Origin of the sequence: Pseudomonas donghuensis (genome assembly GCF_000696345.2) — a bacterium.
Taxonomy (GTDB): Bacteria; Pseudomonadota; Gammaproteobacteria; order Pseudomonadales; family Pseudomonadaceae; genus Aquipseudomonas; species Aquipseudomonas donghuensis.
In genome coordinates this window covers 3,866,381-3,884,720 of record NZ_CP071706.1, presented here as the reverse complement: position 1 = coordinate 3,884,720, position 18,340 = coordinate 3,866,381, and the positions used below count along the sequence as shown (strand labels likewise).

General features: G+C 61.6%; 17 protein-coding genes. 12 read left to right on the top strand and 5 right to left on the bottom strand.

Translation table 11 applies throughout. From position 1 onward, the window contains the following. Positions 1 to 113: 113 nt before the first annotated feature. The 8 genes from cysB (at position 114) to BV82_RS18025 (ending at position 9,093) form a co-directional block, all read left to right on the top strand. Positions 114 to 1,088 (top strand): HTH-type transcriptional regulator CysB, encoded by a 975-nt coding sequence (gene cysB / locus BV82_RS18060; protein ID WP_010222540.1) that lies wholly within the window; start codon positions 114 to 116, stop codon positions 1,086 to 1,088. Between the two features lie 239 nt (positions 1,089 to 1,327). Then, on the top strand, positions 1,328 to 1,807 hold the full coding sequence (locus BV82_RS18055; protein ID WP_036996364.1) for a CS1 type fimbrial major subunit: 480 nt from the start codon (positions 1,328 to 1,330) through the stop codon (positions 1,805 to 1,807). Between the two features lie 162 nt (positions 1,808 to 1,969). Further along, positions 1,970 to 4,435 carry a CS1-pili formation C-terminal domain-containing protein gene (locus BV82_RS18050; RefSeq protein WP_081839694.1) on the top strand — a complete coding sequence of 822 codons (2,466 nt, stop codon included), beginning with the start codon at positions 1,970 to 1,972 and terminating at the stop codon, positions 4,433 to 4,435. Beyond that, positions 4,435 to 5,154, top strand: a complete 720-nt coding sequence (locus BV82_RS18045) for a hypothetical protein (RefSeq protein WP_036996360.1) — start codon at positions 4,435 to 4,437, stop codon at positions 5,152 to 5,154. The genes BV82_RS18050 and BV82_RS18045 overlap by 1 nt, the downstream gene beginning before the upstream one ends. Before the next feature lie 41 nt (positions 5,155 to 5,195). Further along, a complete protein-coding gene (locus tag BV82_RS18040; protein WP_036996359.1) occupies positions 5,196 to 5,648 on the top strand; it encodes a hypothetical protein in 453 nt (150 codons plus the stop codon). Between the two features lie 147 nt (positions 5,649 to 5,795). Then, a complete protein-coding gene (locus BV82_RS18035) occupies positions 5,796 to 6,530 on the top strand; it encodes a fimbrial biogenesis chaperone (RefSeq protein WP_026001283.1) in 735 nt (244 codons plus the stop codon). A gap of 36 nt (positions 6,531 to 6,566) precedes the next feature. After that, positions 6,567 to 7,193, top strand: a complete 627-nt coding sequence (locus BV82_RS18030) for a response regulator transcription factor (protein WP_010222535.1) — start codon at positions 6,567 to 6,569, stop codon at positions 7,191 to 7,193. Between the two features lie 13 nt (positions 7,194 to 7,206). Then, entirely contained in the window at positions 7,207 to 9,093 is a 1,887-nt protein-coding gene (locus BV82_RS18025) for an ATP-binding protein (protein ID WP_158491195.1), read from the top strand. Here BV82_RS18025 and BV82_RS18020 read toward each other — a convergent pair. Next, positions 9,080 to 9,814, bottom strand: coding sequence for a phosphoadenylyl-sulfate reductase (locus tag BV82_RS18020; protein WP_010222533.1), 735 nt, complete (start codon positions 9,812 to 9,814; stop codon positions 9,080 to 9,082). The two genes, BV82_RS18025 and BV82_RS18020, sit on opposite strands and share 14 nt — an antisense overlap. Before the next feature lie 129 nt (positions 9,815 to 9,943). Between BV82_RS18020 and thrH the strand changes: the two genes are divergently transcribed. Further along, entirely contained in the window at positions 9,944 to 10,561 is a 618-nt protein-coding gene (gene thrH, locus BV82_RS18015) for a bifunctional phosphoserine phosphatase/homoserine phosphotransferase ThrH (RefSeq protein ID WP_036996358.1), read from the top strand. A 75-nt stretch (positions 10,562 to 10,636) separates the two neighbouring features. Here the strand turns inward: thrH and pabB are convergent, their stop codons facing one another. The 4 genes from pabB to rloA all read right to left on the bottom strand — a co-directional run bounded on the left by pabB (position 10,637) and on the right by rloA (position 15,159). After that, positions 10,637 to 11,980 (bottom strand): aminodeoxychorismate synthase component I, encoded by a 1,344-nt coding sequence (gene pabB, locus BV82_RS18010; RefSeq protein ID WP_010222531.1) that lies wholly within the window; start codon positions 11,978 to 11,980, stop codon positions 10,637 to 10,639. A gap of 127 nt (positions 11,981 to 12,107) precedes the next feature. Further along, entirely contained in the window at positions 12,108 to 13,085 is a 978-nt protein-coding gene (locus BV82_RS18005; RefSeq protein ID WP_010222530.1) for an alpha-L-glutamate ligase-like protein, read from the bottom strand. Further along, positions 13,085 to 14,617, bottom strand: a complete 1,533-nt coding sequence (gene rloB, locus BV82_RS18000; protein ID WP_010222529.1) for an osmotic stress tolerance membrane protein RloB — start codon at positions 14,615 to 14,617, stop codon at positions 13,085 to 13,087. The genes BV82_RS18005 and rloB overlap by 1 nt, the downstream gene beginning before the upstream one ends. A 5-nt stretch (positions 14,618 to 14,622) precedes the next feature. After that, positions 14,623 to 15,159: a retropepsin-like aspartic peptidase RloA gene (gene rloA, locus BV82_RS17995; RefSeq protein ID WP_026001282.1), complete on the bottom strand. Its 537-nt coding sequence runs from the start codon at positions 15,157 to 15,159 to the stop codon at positions 14,623 to 14,625. 293 nt (positions 15,160 to 15,452) lie between these two features. On the opposite strand from rloA, the gene BV82_RS17990 reads away from it, so the two are divergent. The 3 genes from BV82_RS17990 to prpC all read left to right on the top strand — a co-directional run bounded on the left by BV82_RS17990 (position 15,453) and on the right by prpC (position 18,252). Beyond that, the gene (locus tag BV82_RS17990; protein WP_010222527.1) at positions 15,453 to 16,163 is read left to right on the top strand and encodes a GntR family transcriptional regulator; all 711 of its coding nucleotides are present in this window, start codon (positions 15,453 to 15,455) and stop codon (positions 16,161 to 16,163) included. Further along, the gene (gene prpB, locus BV82_RS17985; RefSeq protein WP_010222526.1) at positions 16,160 to 17,050 is read left to right on the top strand and encodes a methylisocitrate lyase; all 891 of its coding nucleotides are present in this window, start codon (positions 16,160 to 16,162) and stop codon (positions 17,048 to 17,050) included. The genes BV82_RS17990 and prpB overlap by 4 nt, the downstream gene beginning before the upstream one ends. 74 nt (positions 17,051 to 17,124) lie before the next feature. After that, positions 17,125 to 18,252 (top strand): bifunctional 2-methylcitrate synthase/citrate synthase, encoded by a 1,128-nt coding sequence (gene prpC / locus BV82_RS17980; RefSeq protein WP_010222525.1) that lies wholly within the window; start codon positions 17,125 to 17,127, stop codon positions 18,250 to 18,252. Positions 18,253 to 18,340: the final 88 nt, after the last annotated feature.

Genomic DNA, 18,340 nt, shown 5'->3' with positions numbered 1-18,340 from the left:
AGGTAGGTTCCTGGAAGACTGCTAAAATAGTTCTAGATTTATTCTTCAAACCACTAATATAGTTATAAATCGTCGCTGCTGCCGGTGACGCCCAGCTGATTTGAGGGATACCTATGAAGCTTCAACAATTGCGCTACATCTGGGAAGTGGCGCACCACGACCTCAACGTCTCCGCGACAGCGCAGAGCCTGTATACGTCCCAGCCGGGCATCAGTAAGCAGATCCGCCTGCTTGAAGACGAACTGGGCGTCGAAGTGTTCGCCCGCAGCGGCAAGCACCTGACCCGCGTGACCCCGGCCGGTGAGCGCATCATTACCACTGCCGGCGAGATCCTGCGCAAGGTTGAAAGCATCAAGCAGATCGCCCAGGAATTCTCCAACGAGAAGAAGGGCACCCTGTCGATCGCCACCACCCATACCCAGGCGCGTTATGCCTTGCCGCCGGTGATCAGCAGCTTCATCAAGCAATATCCGGAAGTGGCCCTGCACATGCATCAGGGCTCGCCCATGCAGATCGCCGAAATGGCTGCTGACGGCACCGTCGATTTCGCCATTGCCACCGAAGCCCTGGAGCTGTTCGGCGACCTGGTGATGATGCCGTGCTACCGCTGGAACCGTTGCGTGGTGGTACCGCAAGGCCACCCGCTGACCAAGCTGCCCAAGCTTACCCTCGAAGCCCTGGCCGAATACCCGATCGTCACCTACGTGTTCGGTTTTACCGGCCGCTCCAAGCTCGACGAAGCCTTCAGTCATCGCGGCCTGACCCCGAAAGTGGTGTTCACCGCCGCCGACGCCGACGTGATCAAAACCTACGTGCGCCTGGGCCTGGGCGTCGGTATCGTGGCCAAGATGGCCGTCGACACCAAGCTCGATAATGACCTGGTGGTGCTCGATGCCAGCGAGCTGTTTGAGTCCAGCGTGACCAAGATCGGTTTCCGCCGTGGCACCTTCCTGCGCGGCTTCATGTGCGACTTCATCGAGAAGTTCGCCCCGCACCTGACCCGCGAAGTGATGGCCAAGGCTATCGCCTGCCACAACAAGCAGGAGCTTGAAGAGCTGTTCGAAGGTGTCGAGTTGCCGGTGCATTGATGCCGGTTTGATCGCTGCAAAGCGCCCCGCGAGGGGCGTTTTTTTTGCGTACGTTTTAACGTTTGTATTGCTTGGGAAATTTCCCAATGCCCCTGGGAGTGGTCCGACTTTTTGCGTCAGAAAACTGCCGAATAATCCTCCTCGCCAACCGCACTGTGCGGTGCGGCATCAGCCGGCGGGCACTTCGCCGTTGGCACGTCACCTGTGACGGTTTCACAGGTCAATTCGAGGAGCACTTCATGAAACGCACTTTTCTGGCCCTGCCATTGGCCATGCTGGCCGCAGCTAACGTTTTTGCGGTGGAGCCGTTGGAGAAACAGGTCACCGTTATAGCGACTATTCCTACCGAGAACTTCTACGTCGAGCCGGTGGGCGGCAACTGGATGAACGAACCCCAGAGCATGGCCTGGAACCCGATGCGCGAGTCGCTTGAGCCGATTCGTAAACAGCTGCAGGTCAAGAGCACCACTGGAGCCATTTCCGCGCGCCTGCTCAGCCCGGCCGTGATCAGCAGTGGTGCCAACAGCATCGGCCTGGACGTAGCGGTCAATGGCACCGGTTTGACCACCACTTCCGCTCCGGTGGTCCCGGCAGCCGATGCCGCAGCGGGTGCCCGGGTCGGTTTTGACGTCGCCGCGCAGTCCGCAGGCCCAAGCGGCTACGTGCCCGGCAACTACCAGGGCATCATCAACATGATGTTCGAGACCGTCACGCCGTAAGTCGCCAGCCTGGCGTTTTTCCCTTCCCCTTCTGTTCGCCCCGCTCCTCATGCACTTGCCTGGGGTGGGGTGAATATTGCCTGTGAAAACATGGACATGGTCAATTACGTGCCATTAGTTGCTGTAATCCGAATGACACTGGGGTGTCTGGCCTTTTCGGGTATGGCGTCAGCCTGGGCCGATGCGCAGGGGCCGTCCACTCACCTTGGTGTACTGACCCAGGCCCAGGGCCTGCCGCAAGAGTTCACTGAGCATTTCTTCGATGTGCCATTGGCGGTCAGGGTCGACCTTGATGGTCGCTACCTGGGGGATGCCCTGGTCGTGCTGTCGCGTGATGAGCAGGTGCAGTTGCTCGACTTCACCGACACCTTCGAGAGCCAGGTCGCCGACACCGAGCGCTCCCGCTGGCGCGAACAGCTCAGCGAGCCAAGGTCACTGGGCAACTGCCTGTCCAGTTGTCCGCAGGGGTTGGTGGCCTTGCACTACAGCCTGGTGAATTCGCAGTTGTCGATTCTTACCGCAGCGGCCGAGCGCAGTGATCAGCCGAGGCTTTATCATCAATTGCCCGAGCGTGGCAGCCATGGCTTGCTGCTGCGCAATCAGTTGAACCTGGTCGATGCAGATAACGACACCACCGGACGTTATGCCGTCCAAGGGCAAAGCAGCTTCGGCAACTGGACGGCCCTGGGCGAGGCCCAGTTCGACCGCAACAGCGACAACCTCGAGCAAACCCGGCACCGGGTCGACCAGCTCTATGGCGAACGTCTGCACGACAATCATTTTTTTCGCCTGGGGTATTTCACGCCAGGCGCCCAGGGGCTCACCCGCCAACCGCGCCTGTTGGGTAATCATCCCGATACCACACGCGGGTTTATGCTCGGTAGCAGCGACAGCCTGGCGCTCAACAATGGCCAGGCCAGTGCAACGCCCATCTACGTCACGCCCAACCGCTCCGGTATCGCGGAAATCTACCGTAACGGTGTACTGATCAACAGTCAGGCCGTGCAGGCTGGTTTGCAGGCCCTGGATACCCGGGTGTTGCCGGGCGGCATCTATGAAGTGGAGGTACGCCTGATCGAAGACAATCAGGAAACCTCGCGCACCGAAGCGTTTATCTACAAACCCAGTAACTGGAGCAACGCCGAGTCTCCCTGGCGCTACAACATCTACCTTGGGCAGCAGAGCAGCCTGTGGAGCAACTGGGACCAGACCTACGACGACAGCTTCACCGCCGGTGCATTCACTAACTATCTGGCCCATCCCAGGGTGGTGCTCGGGCTCTCTACCCAGCGTATCGACGAGCTGATGCAATACGGCGGCTCGCTGGACTGGGATGTGCTCGATCCGCTGAAGCTGTATGCCAGCGTGTTTCATACCGAAGACAACGGCAACGGCTATGACTTGCAGGGTATCTACAACTACGCATTGGGCTCGCTGGTGTTCAGCCACAGCCGGTCCTGGCTCGATAGTCGCCGGGTCGACGAGGTTATGGATACGGTCTATGCCGGTACGCGTGTCCAGGAGGTCCGCCAGAGTGCGCTATCGCTGAGCCACAGGGTCGATCGGCAAAGTACTGCCACCCTGCGCCTGTCCCATAGCAGCGGTACCGGCGCAGATGGCACCGGCGTGGATCTGGGCTGGGGCTACTTCGGTAAGCTGCTGAACTCCGATACCAGCTGGCGCCTGTCGCTGTTCGACCGGCCCGGCACCAGCAGTTCCGGCAATGCGCGGAACCGCGGCGTCAGCTTGAGCATGAGCATGAGCCTGGGGGGGCCTGGGCAGCGAATCTCGGCAACCCTGGGTAGCAGGACGTCACGTGACGGCGAGCGCGACCAGAATGCTTCGTTGACCTATCAGCAGGATGTTGACTACGGCGCCTTGCGCAGCCTGGCTGGCACTGTCTCGCTGGATAGCTATGGGACCGGTTTTGGCGGCAATGCCCTGTTCGAAAGCCCGCTGGTGCACGGTGATGCCTATGCCCAAAGTTCTTCCTACAACGGCGAGTTGACCGCTGGCCTGAACCTGGACAGCGTGGTGGCGGTTGGCGCCGGCAAGGTGGCGATGTCCGGGCAGTACCTGCCCCATGAGGCGGGGTTGATCGTCGATGTGGAGTCCGACCTGCAGGGCGTGCGTATGCGTGCCGATGACCATCGGGGCTATGGTGCGGTACTGCGCCCCGGGCGCAATGTCATCCCGGTGGCGGCCTACAAGGCTGGCCAGGTGCACTTCGATTTTGATGGACATGATGCCCATGCCGCCGTGATTCAGCCATCAAGCCTTGAGTATCACCTCAACCGCGGAGGCGTGGAGTACCACCGGATTCGCGTGATGCAGACCCTCACAGTGATCGGTCGACTGGTCGACGCCAAAGGCCAGCCGCTCAGGGGCGCATTGGTGATCAATCACGCCAGCCGCAGTGTCAGTGAGGCAGATGGGTTCTTTGCTATCGAGATGAGCGAATCGACGCCGACCCTGGAGATTCGCCGAGCCGGGGATGCCTTGTGCCTGCTCAGTTTTGACCAAGGCAGGTTTGCGCGGGAGAACGATGTACTGCTGGTCGGTGATTTGACCTGCGCCGGTGCCAATGTGGCCCGGGCCGAGTTGAAACAGATGAAGGAGGAAGCGTGATGCGGCGACTGCGAAAATCCCTGGGCGCGGCGTTTGCCGTGTTCATGGGTGTATCAGGGGGCGGTTTGCCAGGGCTGCTCAGCGCTAAGGCCGAGGCCAACGTGGCGAACATTACCTTTGAATACACCGGCCCTCGGCCAGGCTATAGGCCGGACGAGTTCGTCAATACCACGCCGCCGGCGGAGTTCTGTTCGGGGCTGGTTCACTGTACTCGGTACAACGAACACAAGTACACGTTCAATTTCCCGGCCAGTTACAACAAGACCACCTTCCAACAAGACCCAGATTTACGAAACAGGTACTTCTTCAAACTGCCGGACGTAACCACCTTGCATCTGGTCAATGAGCACGGGGATTCGTTCCGTGCTCAGTTCAAGCCGACCCATGTCGGCCTGAGAATCAGATCTACCAGGAATCTGGAAGTGGATTACCCAAATAACGGAGGGTGTAGGGGCGTGGCGTCGCGTAACCCCGCATCTCTCAACACTGAATACCTCGGGGCGATCATCGACCCGAGTCTTGGTTGCTGGATAGGTGAGCGACATCATAGTCCAGGAGCCAGAGGCGAGCACTGGACCCACGTAATGGGAATATCCTTCGACCTGCAGTTGCCGTCTGCCACATCACTGAAAAACGGTGTCTATAGGGCTCAATTGCCATGGAGGGTTGCTTTTCCGGGAGGGGGGAGTTTGACACCGGTAACAGTTCCTACCCGATAAGCCATTGGACCCTGGATTTTGAAGTAACCGTCAGACACCCCTTGAAGATCGAGTTTCCGGCCGGCTCCGAGCGGGCGGTACTTGAACCCGCAGGTGGCTGGGCCAGCTGGAGCAACCGAGGGGCCGCGCCGCAGCGCCTGTACCGCCATCTTCCGTTTCGCATCTGGACCACCAGTGCCATCAGTGTCCATGCCCGCTGCGAATACACCATGGGCGGGCGGTGCGGGATCCGCAATCGTCGCGATCATCAGGTGCCGTTGACCTTCGCCCTGACCCTGCCGCCGAGCATGCGCCATGCCGGTGCGCTGGTTGAGGACTTGCCGTTGCCGGTAGGCGGCGGCGCAGCACTTACCATCGACACTATCGAGGAAACGCGCGACCGCCAGGGGCGCCTGCTGTTTGAAGTGTCCCAGGCTGATGTCGCACAAATGCTTTTACATCCGGGGGAAACCTATCAGGGCGATGTCACGCTGGTAGTGGATGCTGCGCTGTAGACAGCCAGTGGCTCACGAAGCCCGAAAAGGATGTAAGACGTTTCTCCTTGATTTTGGGAAGTTTCCTATAGGTCGTGCAGGTTGCCCGGCTAATCCCGCTCGATGAGAATGATATTAATTGGCCATTTGCCTAAGGGAGGCGTACGCATGAAGGGAATTCTGGCAATGCCAGTGCTGTTGATGCTGCTTTGTGGGTCCGCATTCGCGGGCCCTGAGCTCAATATCGGCACGTTTTATGACTATCTCGATGGCGACAAAAGCACGCTGCTCAAGCGGGTTCGCAATGCGGGAGACGCCACGGCGTTCGTCAAGGTCAGCGTTGTCGAGTTGGTCTACGACAACCAGGGCCAGGCCCGCGAGGTCGAGATGGACGGGCGCGAGGCGTTGCAGCGCGGCCTGGTGGTGAGCCCGGCGCGGCTGATCATCCCCGCCAATGGCATGCAGGCGGTGCGTCTGCTTTACCGCGGCGAGCGCGATCAGGAGCGCTATTTCCGCTTGCGTTTCATTCCGGTGCTGCCGGAGGTCGACGACGGTTTTGCCATTACCGAAGACGAAGCCGAACGCTATGAAGACGCCCTCAAGGTCGGGGTCAATATCCTCGCCGGTTATGGTTCGATCCTGTTCGTACGGCCCCAGGCAAGCCGCTACCAGACCGAGGTTGAACATCAGGCTGGGCGCTTCCTGATTCCCAACAAGGGCAATACCACTATCGTGCTCGATCATTTCAATGACTGCGCCGCCGGTAACCAGGACTGTGTGCCGGCGACCAAGCACCATGTGTTGCCGGGCAATGTCCGCGTGTTCGAGAAAAAGCCCGGGCGTCATTATCGCTTTGAGCTGATCGAGGGCGAACAGCGCCGCGAGATTGCCTTCCAGGGGTGAACCGAGCCCAGTCACCGTCGTGGTATGAGGGAAAGCATGAGTAGTGTCTTGATCGTCGATGACCACCCGTTTATTCGTTCCAGCGTCAACTTGCTGCTCGTCAGCGAACGCTTCGATGTGGTTGGCCAGACCGATAACGGCATCGATGCCGTTCGGCTGGCACGAGAGTTGAGCCCGGACCTGATGATTCTCGATATCAGCATCCCGGGGCTCGACGGCCTGGAAGTCATCGCCCGGGTCAAGGCGATGAAGCTTGCGCTGAAGATTCTGATCCTGACTTCGCAACAGGCTGAATACTTTTCCTTGCGCTGCATGAAGGCGGGGGCGGTCGGCTACGTGTCGAAAACCGATGACCTGTGCGAACTGAGCAAGGCGGTGCATGCGGTCATGTCCGGCTACACCTACTTTCCCGAGGTTGCCCTGAGCTCCGTGAGCAGGGTCGATGTGCGGGCCACGGAGGCCGAATGCATCGCCAGCCTGACCAACCGTGAGCTGCTGGTGCTGCAACAGTTGGCCCGGGGCTTGAGCAACAAGGCCATTGGCGATGCGATGCTGTTGAGCAACAAGACCATCAGCACCTATAAAACCCGCCTGATCGAAAAACTGAGGGTCAAATCATTGGTGGACCTGGCGGATGTCGCCAAGCGCAATCTGCTCGTCTAGGTTGCGCAATTGTGTGCAGGCTCGATTGCTGCAAGCGCTGGGGTTGCTGGCCCTGTTATGCCTGACCGAAGTGGCTGGCGCCGATGACGTAACGCCAGGTATCTGGCCGGATGCGATCCGCGGCTTGCGCGCCTTTGAGGCTCATGCGCATGCGGTGGTGGTGCAAAACCCCACGCTGGCGATAGTCGACAGTTTCTGGCACGACAATGGGCGCCTGATCGCCCAGGCGTGTGCCTTGGTCGGCAGCTTGCTGGCACTGGCGCTGGTATGGATTCACTACCTGCGCCAGTCGATCCGCAAGTGTGAACGCACCGAACGGGCCTTGAGCCAGCTGTACGCTGAGCTGCAAGCCGCCAAAGAGCAGGCAGAGGCGGCCAACCAGGCCAAGACGACATTTCTGGCGACCATGAGCCATGAGATCCGCACGCCCATGAATGCCCTGTTGGGCATGCTCGAGCTGGCCCAGGAAAAGGCCGAACAGGGTGTGCTCGATCGGCTGGCCATCGAGGTGGCCTCAAGCTCGGCGCGTGGCCTGCTGGAGTTGCTCGGCGATGTGCTGGATGTCACCCGCATCGAATCCGGCCAACTGCTGCTCGAACCACGGCGTACCCCGTTGCGCCAGCAGGTCGAAGGCGTGGTGCGCATGTTTGAACAGCAGGCCCAGAGCAAGGGCCTGCGCTTGTATCTGGAGGTCGCTGGTGCGCTGGATAGCGACGTGCTGCTCGATGCTCTGCGCTTCAAGCAGATTCTGTCCAACCTGGTCAGCAATGCGATCAAGTTCACCCGTGAAGGCTCAGTGCGTGTGCGCCTTGAAACGCAACGCCAGCGCCACCGGGTAGCCGTCACCCTGGTGGTGGAAGATACCGGCGTCGGCATTCCCATGGCTGACCTGTCACGCCTGGGGACGCCCTATTGCCAGGCCAGCAACAACCGGCAAACGGGGCGCAACGGTGCGGGCCTGGGGCTGAGCATTTGTCGGATGCTGTGCGAACTGATGGGCGGGCGCCTGCAGCTCGATAGCAGCATTGGCGTCGGTACGCGCGTCGAGTTGCAGTTGAGCCTGACCTGCCTGCCGCCCTCGGCTTCCAGCACTGTGCCAGGCAGGTGCCGGGAGGGTGCTGGCGGGGCAAAACCGCTAAAGGTGCTGGTGGTGGATGATTATCCGGCCAATCGCATTCTGCTCATGCACCAGCTCGGCTACCTGGGCCATCGCGTGCGGGTGTGCGAACACGGCGGTGAGGGGTTGCGCTGCTGGCTGCGAGAACCGTTCGATGTGGTCATTGCCGACTGCAATATGCCGATTTTCGATGGTTACCGGCTGGCCCGGGCGATCCGCGAGCATGAGCGGCGGGCCGGCAGGCGCGCCTGCCGGGTGCTGGCGGTGACCGCCAACGCACAGGTGTCCGAACGCGCCCGCTGCCGGGCGGCGGGAATGAATGCGTGCCTGTTCAAGCCCTTGAGTATCGATGATTTGGCACAGGCGTTGGGCGGGGTGGCGTGCGCTGCGTCGGTGCCGGTCGAGGCCCCGCCGCTAGCTGTGCTGCCAGGCGTGGACATCTCCAGCCTGCTGGTGTTGGCCGTGGGCGACCAGGGCAAGGTCAAAGCCCTGCTCGGCGATTTGCTCAGCAGTAACCGCCAGGATCTGCGGCGGCTGGACCGGCTGCACGACGGTAAGGACCTGGCGGCGCTTGCCGACCTGGTGCACCGCCTCAAGGGCGGGGCGCGGATGATCCGCGCCCACGATCTGCTGGACATCTGCGCCCAACTGGAGAAGGCCTGCGCCGCGCATGCCCCGGCCCACCGCATCAGCCAACTGGTGGAACTGCTGCGCCAGGCGATCGTGGAGCTTGAGCGGCACCTTGAGCGCTATTGCCAGCCCGAGGAGGTCAGCCCTTGGTGATCAGGTTGCCGGCGTGCAGCCCGCATTCTTTCTGGGTCGACTCTTCCCACCACCAGCGGCCTTCGCGCTCGTGCTGGTTCGGCAGCACCGGGCGGGTGCAGGGTTCGCAGCCGATGCTGATGAAGCCGCGCTCGTGCAGGCTGTTGTACGGCAGCTCAAGCATGCGGATGTAGCCCCAGACTTCCTCGCTGCTCATTTGTGCCAGCGGGTTGAACTTGTACAGGGTGTGCTCGGGGGTGGAGAACGCACTGTCGATTTCCAGCACTGCCACCTGGCTGCGGGTGCCCGGGCTCTGGTCACGGCGCTGGCCGGTGGCCCAGGCGCTGACGGTGCTCAGCTTGCGCCGCAGCGGTTCGATCTTGCGGATGCCGCAGCACTCGCCATGGCCGTCCTTGTAGAAGCTGAACAGGCCTTTTTCTTTGACCAGGGGCTCAAGCTTGCTGGGGTCGGGGGAGAGGACCTCGATCGGCAGCTTGTACTGTTCGCGCACCTGCTCGATGAACCGGTAGGTTTCCGGGTGCAGGCGGCCGGTGTCGAGGCTGAACACCTTGACGTTCTTGTTGAGCTTCCAGGCCATGTCCACCAGCACCACGTCTTCGGCACCGCTGAAGGAAATCCACAGGTCATCGCCGAAGTGCTCGAAGGCCAGCTTGAGAATATCTTGCGGCGACTTGTTGGCGTAGGTCGCGGCCAGGGCGGCGACGTCGAAGGGTTGGCTCATCAGGCGGCTTCCGGTCGTTGAGTGGCGCTTGGCGCTCGTAATACCCTGATCTTAACAAAAATTGCCGGGGTCGACGCCGCGCATGTAGAGTGCGGCTTCCCATTTTTGGCGTTGTTCGAGGAGTGTGCTGTGGAAATTGCCTGTCTCGACCTGGAAGGTGTGCTGGTCCCGGAAATCTGGATCGCCTTCGCGGAAAAAACCGGAATCGAATCGCTGCGAGCCACCACCCGCGATGTTCCCGATTACGACGTGCTGATGAAACAGCGCCTGCGCATTCTCGATGAGCATGGCCTGAAGCTTGCCGATATCCAGGCGGTGATTGCCACGCTCAAGCCGCTGGACGGCGCCATTGAATTCGTCGCCTGGCTGCGGGAGCGCTTCCAGGTGGTGATTCTCTCCGACACCTTCTACGAATTCTCCCAGCCGCTGATGCGCCAGCTGGGCTTCCCGACCTTGCTGTGCCATCGCCTGATCACCGACGAATCCGATCGGGTCACCGGTTACCAGTTGCGCCAGAAGGACCCCAAGCGTCAGTCGGTGCTGGCCTTCAAGAGCCTGTACTACCGGGTGATTGCCGCGGGCGATTCGTACAACGACACCAGCATGCTTGGCGAAGCGGATGCGGGGATTCTGTTCCATGCGCCGGAGAACGTCATTCGGGAGTTCCCGCAGTTCCCGGCGGTGCATGATTTTACGGCGCTGAAGAAAGAGTTCATCAAGGCTTCGAACCGGTCGTTGAGCCTGTAGGGGCCTTATCGCTGGCAAGCCAGCTCCCACAGGTTCACCACCCAACCTGTGGGAGCTGGCTTGCCAGCGATGCTTTTAGAGACTTTGCAAGGTCTCGAGCAACACCTTGACCTTGGTGATCGACTCTTCGTACTCCGCCTGCCAGTCCGAATCCGCCACCACTGCGCCACCCCCCCAGCAGCACACTTGGGCGTCCTTGACCAGCAGGCTGCGGATGGCAATCGAGCTGTCCATTTCTCCGCGCACGTCCACATACAACAGTGACCCGCAATACAGCGCCCGGCGGCTGGGCTCCAGCTCGTCGATGATCTGCATGGCGCGGATTTTCGGCGCGCCGGTGATCGAGCCACCGGGGAAGCTGTCGGCGATCAGGTCCAGGGCGTCCTTGCCGGCCGCCAGGCGCCCGGTGACGCTGCTGACCAGGTGATGCACGTTGGGGTAGCTCTCGAGGCTGAACAGCTCCGGCACTTTTACCGAGCCGATCTCGCAGGTGCGCCCCAGGTCGTTGCGCAGCAGATCGACGATCATCAGGTTTTCTGCGCGATCCTTGCTGCTACCCAGCAGTTCGGCGGCGTTGCGTGCATCTTCGCCGGCATCGCTGCTGCGTGGGCGGGTGCCCTTGATCGGCCGGGTTTCGACCTGGCCGTTACTGACGCGGATGAAGCGCTCTGGCGAGAAGCTCAGCAGCGCGCTGCCATCGGCCAGCAGCTGGAACCCCGAATACGGCGTCGGGCAAGCCTGGCGCAGGGCCTGGTAGGCATGCCAGGGGTCGCCCTGGCAGGGGGCGCGAAAGCGCTGGGTGAGGTTGATCTGGTAGCAGTCGCCGGCATGGATGTACTGCTGCACCCGGTCAAAGGCCTGGCGGTAGTGTTCTGCGCTGATATCGCCGCGCATTGGCGCCTGCAGCGCAAAGCTGGCGGTGTCGACAGTGGCTGGTGCCTCGAACAGTTCGATCAGGCGTTGACGCTCGGCCTCGGCCAGGCTTGGGTGGAACAGCAGCTGGCTGTGCTGTTGCTGGTGATCGCTGATCAGCGCCCAGGCATACAGGCCAAGGCTGGCATCGGCCAGGCCCAGATCGTCGACGGCAACGCTGGGCAGGTGCTCCAGGCGTCGGCCGAAATCGTAGCTCAAATAACCGATCAGACCACCGGCAAACGGTAATTCGACGCCATCGGGTACCTGCGCCCGGCCCAGTTGCGTCAGGCTGTCACGCAGGCGCTGCAGGTAAGCGCTGCCGCTTTCATCCACCGTCGGTGCCAGGGTCTGCAGCGGCCAGGCGCTGAGCAGGTCAAAGCGACCGCGTTCGGCCGTCGGTCGGGCGCTGTCGAGCAGCACGGCTCCGGGCGCCTTGCGGATGCGCGCAAAGTAGGCCGCGGGATCGGCCTGGTAGGGCAGGGGGTGGAGCGTACAGGTCGGCATGCAAGTAACAGCTATGAATGCGGGGAGGCGATTGTAGTCCTCTGTAGGAAATGCTCCTAGCGCTGACTACGACATTGAGTCTCCAGCCTGCGCCAGCCGGACCGGCTGACGCAGACAGGATGTGCACTCAGCTCGGCACGTGGCCGAACAGCTCCTGGGCGAAGCGTACGCGTTCTTCGACGCTCTCCTGGCGGCCGTCTTTGGCCAGTTGCTCCAGGTGCGCCTCCACCGCGTGGGTGCGCAGGGTCAGGCCGCAGTCGTTGGCGATCTGGATGTTCAGGCCGGGGCGGGCGTTGAGCTCGAGGATCAACGGGCCCTTGTCCTGGTCCAGGACCATGTCGACCCCGATGTAACCCAGGCCGCACAGCTCGTAGCAGCCGGCGGCAAGCTTCATGAAGCCGTCCCAGTTCGGCAGTTGCACGCCGTCCACCGCGTTGGTGGTGTCCGGGTGCTTGCTGATGATGTTGTTCAGCCAGGTGCCGCGCAGGGTCACGCCAGTGGCCAGGTCGACGCCGACACCGATGGCGCCCTGGTGCAGGTTGGCCTTGCCGCCGGACTGGCGGGTCGGCAGGCGCAGCATGGCCATTACCGGGTAGCCCATCAGCACGATGATGCGGATGTCCGGCACGCCTTCGTAGCTGATGCTCTTGAAGATCTGGTCCGGGGTGACCCGGTACTCGATCAGCGCGCGGTCGCGGTGGCCGCCCAGGGAGTACAGGCCGGTGAGGATGCTGGAGATCTGGTGCTCGATTTCCTCGTGGCTGATGATCTTGCCCGAGACCGTGCGATAACGGTCTTCGAAGCGATCGGCAACCACCAGGATGCCGTCACCACCGGCACCCTGGGCAGGCTTGACGACAAAGTCGCTGCGCCCGCCGATGATTTCCCCGAGCTTGTCGATCTCTTTCTCGGTGGAGATGATCCCGTACATTTCCGGCACATGGATGCCGGCCCGGATCGCACGCTCCTTGGTGATGATCTTGTCGTCGACGATCGGGTACAAATGGCGCTTGTTGTACTTGAGGACGTAGTCCGCATTGCGCCGGTTGATACCCATGATGCCCCGGGCCTCCAGGGCTTTCCAGGTTTTCCAGAGACCGAACATCAGGCGTCAGCCTTCACGAAAGCCTTGAAGCGCACCAGCTCCGTCAGGCGGTAGCCGCGGTAGCGACCCATTGCCAGCATGAAGCCCACCAGAATCAACAGTACCGCCGGGAAGGTGAAGACGAAGTACACCAGCTCCGGCACGCTCATCAGCAGGTGTGCCAGGGAGGCGGCGAACAGGGTGCCGATCGCCACTTTCATGGCATGGCCACCGCCGCGTTCTTCCCAGGTGATCGACAGGCGTTCGATGGTCATGGTCAGGATCACCATCGGGAACAGCGCCACCGACAGGCCGCGTTCCAGGCCCAGCTTGTGGCTGAACAGGCTGATGGCGGCAATCAGCACCACGACGAAGGTCAGGACCACCGACAGGCGCGGCAGCATCTGCAATTTAAGGTGCTCGAGGTAGGAGCGTAGCGACAGGCCGAGCGCGGTGATCACCGTGAACAGGATGATGCCGAAGCCCAGCTGGGTTTCGCGGAAGGCCAGGGCGATCAGCACCGGGGTGAAGGTACCCAGGGTCTGGATGCCGATCAGGTTGCGCAGCACCAGGATCACCAGTACGCCGATCGGGATCATCACCATGATCATGAAGGTCTGCTGGGTCTGCAGCGGCAGGCCGTACAGCGAGTATTCGAGGAAGTCGGCGTCGGTGTTCTCGTCGGTCAGCTTGGCCAGGCGAATGGCGTTCATTTCGCTGTTGTTGAGGCTGAAGCTGACGTTGGCTTTCTTGCCGCCATCGACGGTGATCAGGTTGTCATCACCGGTCCACCACAGCAGGCGGTCGGCCGGCAGGCCTTGCTCGCCGGTGTCCGGGTTGAAGTACAGCCAGTCGGTGCCGTTGAAGCTGCGCAGCCACAGTTCAGGGGTTTGCGGCTGGTCGGCGACCAGGCGGATGGTGTGCACCTTCTCGACCGGTACGTGGGCGATCGACAGCAGCAGGTCGATGACCTTGGCCTTGTTCAGCGACGAGGTGTCGCCGGCCAGCAGCAGCTTGACGTTGTCGTCGTTGAGGTTGTTGACCCGCTTGATGGTTTCGCCGACGAAGGTCTCGACGTCAGCCGAATGCTGGCGGATTGGCGCCATCAGGGCTTCGGCGGCGACTTTTTCCGGGCCTTCGACCGCCAGGCTGTCGCGGAAGGTCGGGCCCTTGATCTTGGCCTTTTCGGTGCTATAGCGCTTGGTCAGCACCAGGCGGTAGTAGAGGGTCTGGTTGCCGTTGGCGCGGCGTGCCGACCAGGTCACCTTGCGGTTGCCGTCGACGCGGTTGACGCTGACGCCGTAGTTATTGGAGATGAAACTCTCGTTGAGGCTCACGTAGTCGCGGCTCAGCGGGGGGACGAACATCTGGACCTTGACCGGGTCCTTGGGGCTGGCGACGAACTCGACCTTGGCGTCGATGTTCCACAGGTCATCGGTTTCATCCTCGGTCACCGGAATGCCGAGAAAGAAGATCTGATAGGCCGTGACCAGGATGCCCAGTAGCACCAGGACGGTAATCAGGACTTTCAGATGGAGGGTAAGAGAGCGCATCAGGATTACTCTGCGGTATGAGCGTCAGTGGCGCAGGCGGGTTTGCCGGCAGCGTATTTAAGGCTTGGGTCGACCAGCGCGTCGAAGTGCTTGAGGGCCTCGGAGCCGATCAGCAGCGGATACTGGAACGCGCTGCGGTCGGTCAGGTTCACTTCGATGCTGCGCAGGGCCGTACCCATGCAGATGTTCATGGCAATCACCGGGCGGGCGGTATAGGCCTTGCCTTCGTCCGGGTCGTAGTCACCGGCGCGTCGCTTGATCTTGCTGACGCGGGCCAGTGGTCGTTCTATCGGATGCGAGTGGGCAGCGTCAATTGCCAGGTAGAAGCGCACCCAGGACTCACCGTTGCGCTTGAAGCGCTTGATGTCGCGGGCACTGAGCGAGGCGGTCTTGGCCCCGGTGTCGAGTTTGGCCGCCACTTCCAGGTCGATATCGGCCAGGCGGGCGTATTCATTAAGGCCGTACACGGTCTTTTCCGCAGCCTGGCCCAGGGCCGGCAACAGACAGAGGCTGAACAACAGGGGGAGGGGCGTAAGTCTCATAAATCCTGGCGCGGTGCTGTGCGATGTTCGGGTCAAGGCCACTGGCAGTACTGCGCAAGCTTCCTCGTTTACCTGCCACCTGCATAAACAGATGACAGACACACTATTCGTGCCCCGTCGGGAGGCGCGGCATTCTATCACGCTGGTGTGCTGGCGCCAGCGGCTGCACTCAGACAACAACCGGGACCTTGAAGTTCGTTCTTAGACGATTGTCGACAATATTCATTTTGTCTTTGACTATGGGTGTCGATTTGGCTAGTTTTGCCCTCATTGATTTATGAGGTGTCAACAATATGCTGGACACAGCCCAAGCCCCCGGCACAGTGGCAGACGACAGCGAAACCCTCTCGGAAAACGTCTTCCGGCGTATCCAGGCGGCCATCGTCAAAGGCGAGATCGCCCCCGGCAGCAAGATCTCCGAGCCTGAGCTGGCGCGCACCTACGGCATCAGCCGCGGGCCGCTGCGCGAGGCGATCCATCGCCTGGAAGGCCAGCGCCTGCTGGTGCGCGTGCCGCATGTCGGGGCGCGGGTGGTGTCGCTCAGCCATGCCGAACTGATCGAACTGTACGAAATCCGCGAGTCCCTCGAAGGCATGGCCTGCCGCCTGGCCGCCGAGCGTATGAGCGTAGCCGAGATCGACGAGCTGCGCCGGGTGCTCGACACCCACGAGCGCGACGCCACCTTCCAGGCCGGCCTTGGCTATTACCAGCAGGAAGGTGATTTCGACTTCCATTACCGGATCATCCAGGGCAGCGGCAACCGCACCCTGGTGCAGATGCTCTGCGGCGAGCTGTATCAACTGGTGCGCATGTACCGCATCCAGTTCTCCGCCACGCCCAACCGGCCACGCCAGGCGTTCGCCGAACACCACCGGATTCTCGATGCCATCGCCGACCGTGACGGTGAACTGGCCGAGCTCTTGATGCGCCGCCACATCGGCGCCTCCAAACGCAACATCGAGCGTCACTATCTGGACGCTTCCAGCCCACGAGGTGAGTCATGAGTCAGAAAAGCAGTCCCGGCCAGCGCTTTCGCGATGCAGTTGCCGCCGAACACCCGCTGCAGGTGGTTGGTGCCATCAACGCCAACCACGCGCTGCTGGCCCAGCGTGCCGGTTTCAAGGCCATTTACCTGTCCGGTGGCGGCGTGGCCGCAGGCTCCCTGGGCCTGCCTGACCTGGGCATCAGTGGCCTGGATGACGTACTGACCGACGTACGGCGCATCACCGACGTCTGCGACCTGCCGCTGCTGGTGGACGTGGATACCGGTTTTGGTTCCTCGGCGTTCAACGTCGCGCGTACCGTCAAGTCAATGATCAAGTTCGGTGCCGCGGCCATTCATATCGAAGACCAGGTCGGCGCCAAGCGTTGCGGCCACCGCCCGAACAAGGAGATCGTCTCCCAGCAGGAGATGGTCGACCGCATCAAGGCCGCGGTTGACGCCCGTACCGACGACAGTTTCGTGATCATGGCGCGTACCGACGCCCTGGCCGTTGAAGGCCTGGAAGCGGCCCTGGACCGCGCCGCTGCCTGCATCGAAGCTGGTGCCGACATGGTCTTCCCGGAAGCCATCACCGAGCTTTCGATGTACAAGACCTTCGCCGACCGGGTCAAAGCCCCGATCCTGGCCAACATCACCGAGTTCGGTGCCACGCCGCTGTACACCACCGAAGAACTGGCGTCGGTCGATGTCTCGCTGGTGCTCTACCCGCTGTCGGCCTTCCGCGCCATGAACAAGGCTGCCGAAAACGTCTACACCGCGCTGCGTCGCGACGGCACGCAGAAGAACGTCATCGATACCATGCAGACGCGCATGGAGCTGTACGACGCCATCAACTACCACGTGTTCGAGCAGAAGCTCGATGCACTGTTCGCCCAGAAAAAGGGCTGAGGTCCTCTGTAGGCGCGGGCTTGCCCCGCGATCAGCCTGAGATTCCATAACAAATTCAAGAAAGGAGAAAGACAATGGCCGAAGCAAAAGTACTCAGTGGTGCCGGCCTGCGTGGTCAAGTGGCCGGGCAAACCGCACTGTCGACCGTGGGCCAGGCCGGTGCCGGCCTGACCTATCGTGGTTACGACGTGCGCGACCTGGCCGAGCACGCGCTGTTTGAAGAAGTCGCCTACCTGCTGCTGTACGGCGAGCTGCCGAGCAAGGCGCAGCTGGCCCAGTACCAGCAAAAGCTGAAAACCCTGCGTGACCTGCCGCAGGCGCTCAAAGAAGTGCTTGAGCGCATCCCGGCAAGCGCCCACCCGATGGACGTGATGCGTACCGGTTGTTCGGTGCTCGGCACCCTGGAGCCGGAGCTGACCTTCGAGCAGCAGCACGACAAGACCGATCGCCTGCTGGCGCTGTTCCCGGCGGTAATGTGCTACTGGTACCGCTTCACCCACGATGGCGTGCGCATCGACTGCAGCAGCGATGAAGACACCATTGGCGGCCACTTCCTGCACCTGCTGCATGACAAGAAGCCGAGCGCGCTGCACGTCAAGGTGATGAACGTCTCGCTGATCCTCTACGCCGAGCACGAGTTCAACGCCTCGACCTTCACCGCCCGGGTTTGCGCCTCGACCCTGTCTGACCTGTACTCCTGCGTCACGGCCGCCATCGGCTCGCTGCGCGGCCCGCTGCACGGCGGCGCCAACGAAGCGGCGATGGAGCTGATCGAGCGCTTCCAGAGCCCGCAGGAAGCGGTGACCGAGCTGCTGCAGATGCTGGCGCGCAAGGACAAGATCATGGGCTTCGGCCATGCCATCTACAAAGAGTCCGACCCGCGTAACGAAGTGATCAAGGCCTGGTCGAAGAAGCTTGCCGATGAGGTGGGCGACACTGTGCTGTACCCGGTGTCCGAAGCCATCGACAAGACCATGTGGGAGCAGAAGAAGCTGTTCCCCAACGCCGACTTCTACCATGCCTCGGCGTACCACTTCATGGGCATCCCGACCAAGCTGTTCACCCCGATCTTCGTCTGCTCGCGCCTGACCGGCTGGGCGGCGCATGTATTCGAGCAGCGTGCCAACAACCGCATCATCCGCCCGAGCGCCGAGTACACCGGCGTCGAACAGCGCAAGTTCGTGCCAATCGAACAACGCTGAGACTAGGCCGAGCTGCAAGCTTGAAGCGCCAAGCTGCAAGTAACAGCAGGGATGTGCCCCGGCAGCAAATGCTGACGCACCACTCATC

Bases quoted from the DNA above. Each gene is read 5' to 3' on its own strand.
- prpC (WP_010222525.1), top strand. From the start codon at position 17,125: ATGGCCGAAGCAAAAGTACTCAGTGGTGCCGGCCTGCGTGGTCAAGTG.
- BV82_RS18045 (WP_036996360.1), top strand. From the start codon at position 4,435: ATGCGGCGACTGCGAAAATCCCTGGGCGCGGCGTTTGCCGTGTTCATG.
- BV82_RS18055 (WP_036996364.1), top strand. From the start codon at position 1,328: ATGAAACGCACTTTTCTGGCCCTGCCATTGGCCATGCTGGCCGCAGCT.
- BV82_RS18030 (WP_010222535.1), top strand. From the start codon at position 6,567: ATGAGTAGTGTCTTGATCGTCGATGACCACCCGTTTATTCGTTCCAGC.
- prpB (WP_010222526.1), top strand. From the start codon at position 16,160: ATGAGTCAGAAAAGCAGTCCCGGCCAGCGCTTTCGCGATGCAGTTGCC.
- cysB (WP_010222540.1), top strand. From the start codon at position 114: ATGAAGCTTCAACAATTGCGCTACATCTGGGAAGTGGCGCACCACGAC.
- BV82_RS18005 (WP_010222530.1), bottom strand. From the start codon at position 13,085: ATGTTCGGTCTCTGGAAAACCTGGAAAGCCCTGGAGGCCCGGGGCATC.
- BV82_RS18050 (WP_081839694.1), top strand. From the start codon at position 1,970: ATGGCGTCAGCCTGGGCCGATGCGCAGGGGCCGTCCACTCACCTTGGT.
- BV82_RS18020 (WP_010222533.1), bottom strand. From the start codon at position 9,814: ATGAGCCAACCCTTCGACGTCGCCGCCCTGGCCGCGACCTACGCCAAC.
- BV82_RS18035 (WP_026001283.1), top strand. From the start codon at position 5,796: ATGAAGGGAATTCTGGCAATGCCAGTGCTGTTGATGCTGCTTTGTGGG.
- BV82_RS17990 (WP_010222527.1), top strand. From the start codon at position 15,453: ATGCTGGACACAGCCCAAGCCCCCGGCACAGTGGCAGACGACAGCGAA.
- pabB (WP_010222531.1), bottom strand. From the start codon at position 11,980: ATGCCGACCTGTACGCTCCACCCCCTGCCCTACCAGGCCGATCCCGCG.
- rloB (WP_010222529.1), bottom strand. From the start codon at position 14,617: ATGCGCTCTCTTACCCTCCATCTGAAAGTCCTGATTACCGTCCTGGTG.
- rloA (WP_026001282.1), bottom strand. From the start codon at position 15,159: ATGAGACTTACGCCCCTCCCCCTGTTGTTCAGCCTCTGTCTGTTGCCG.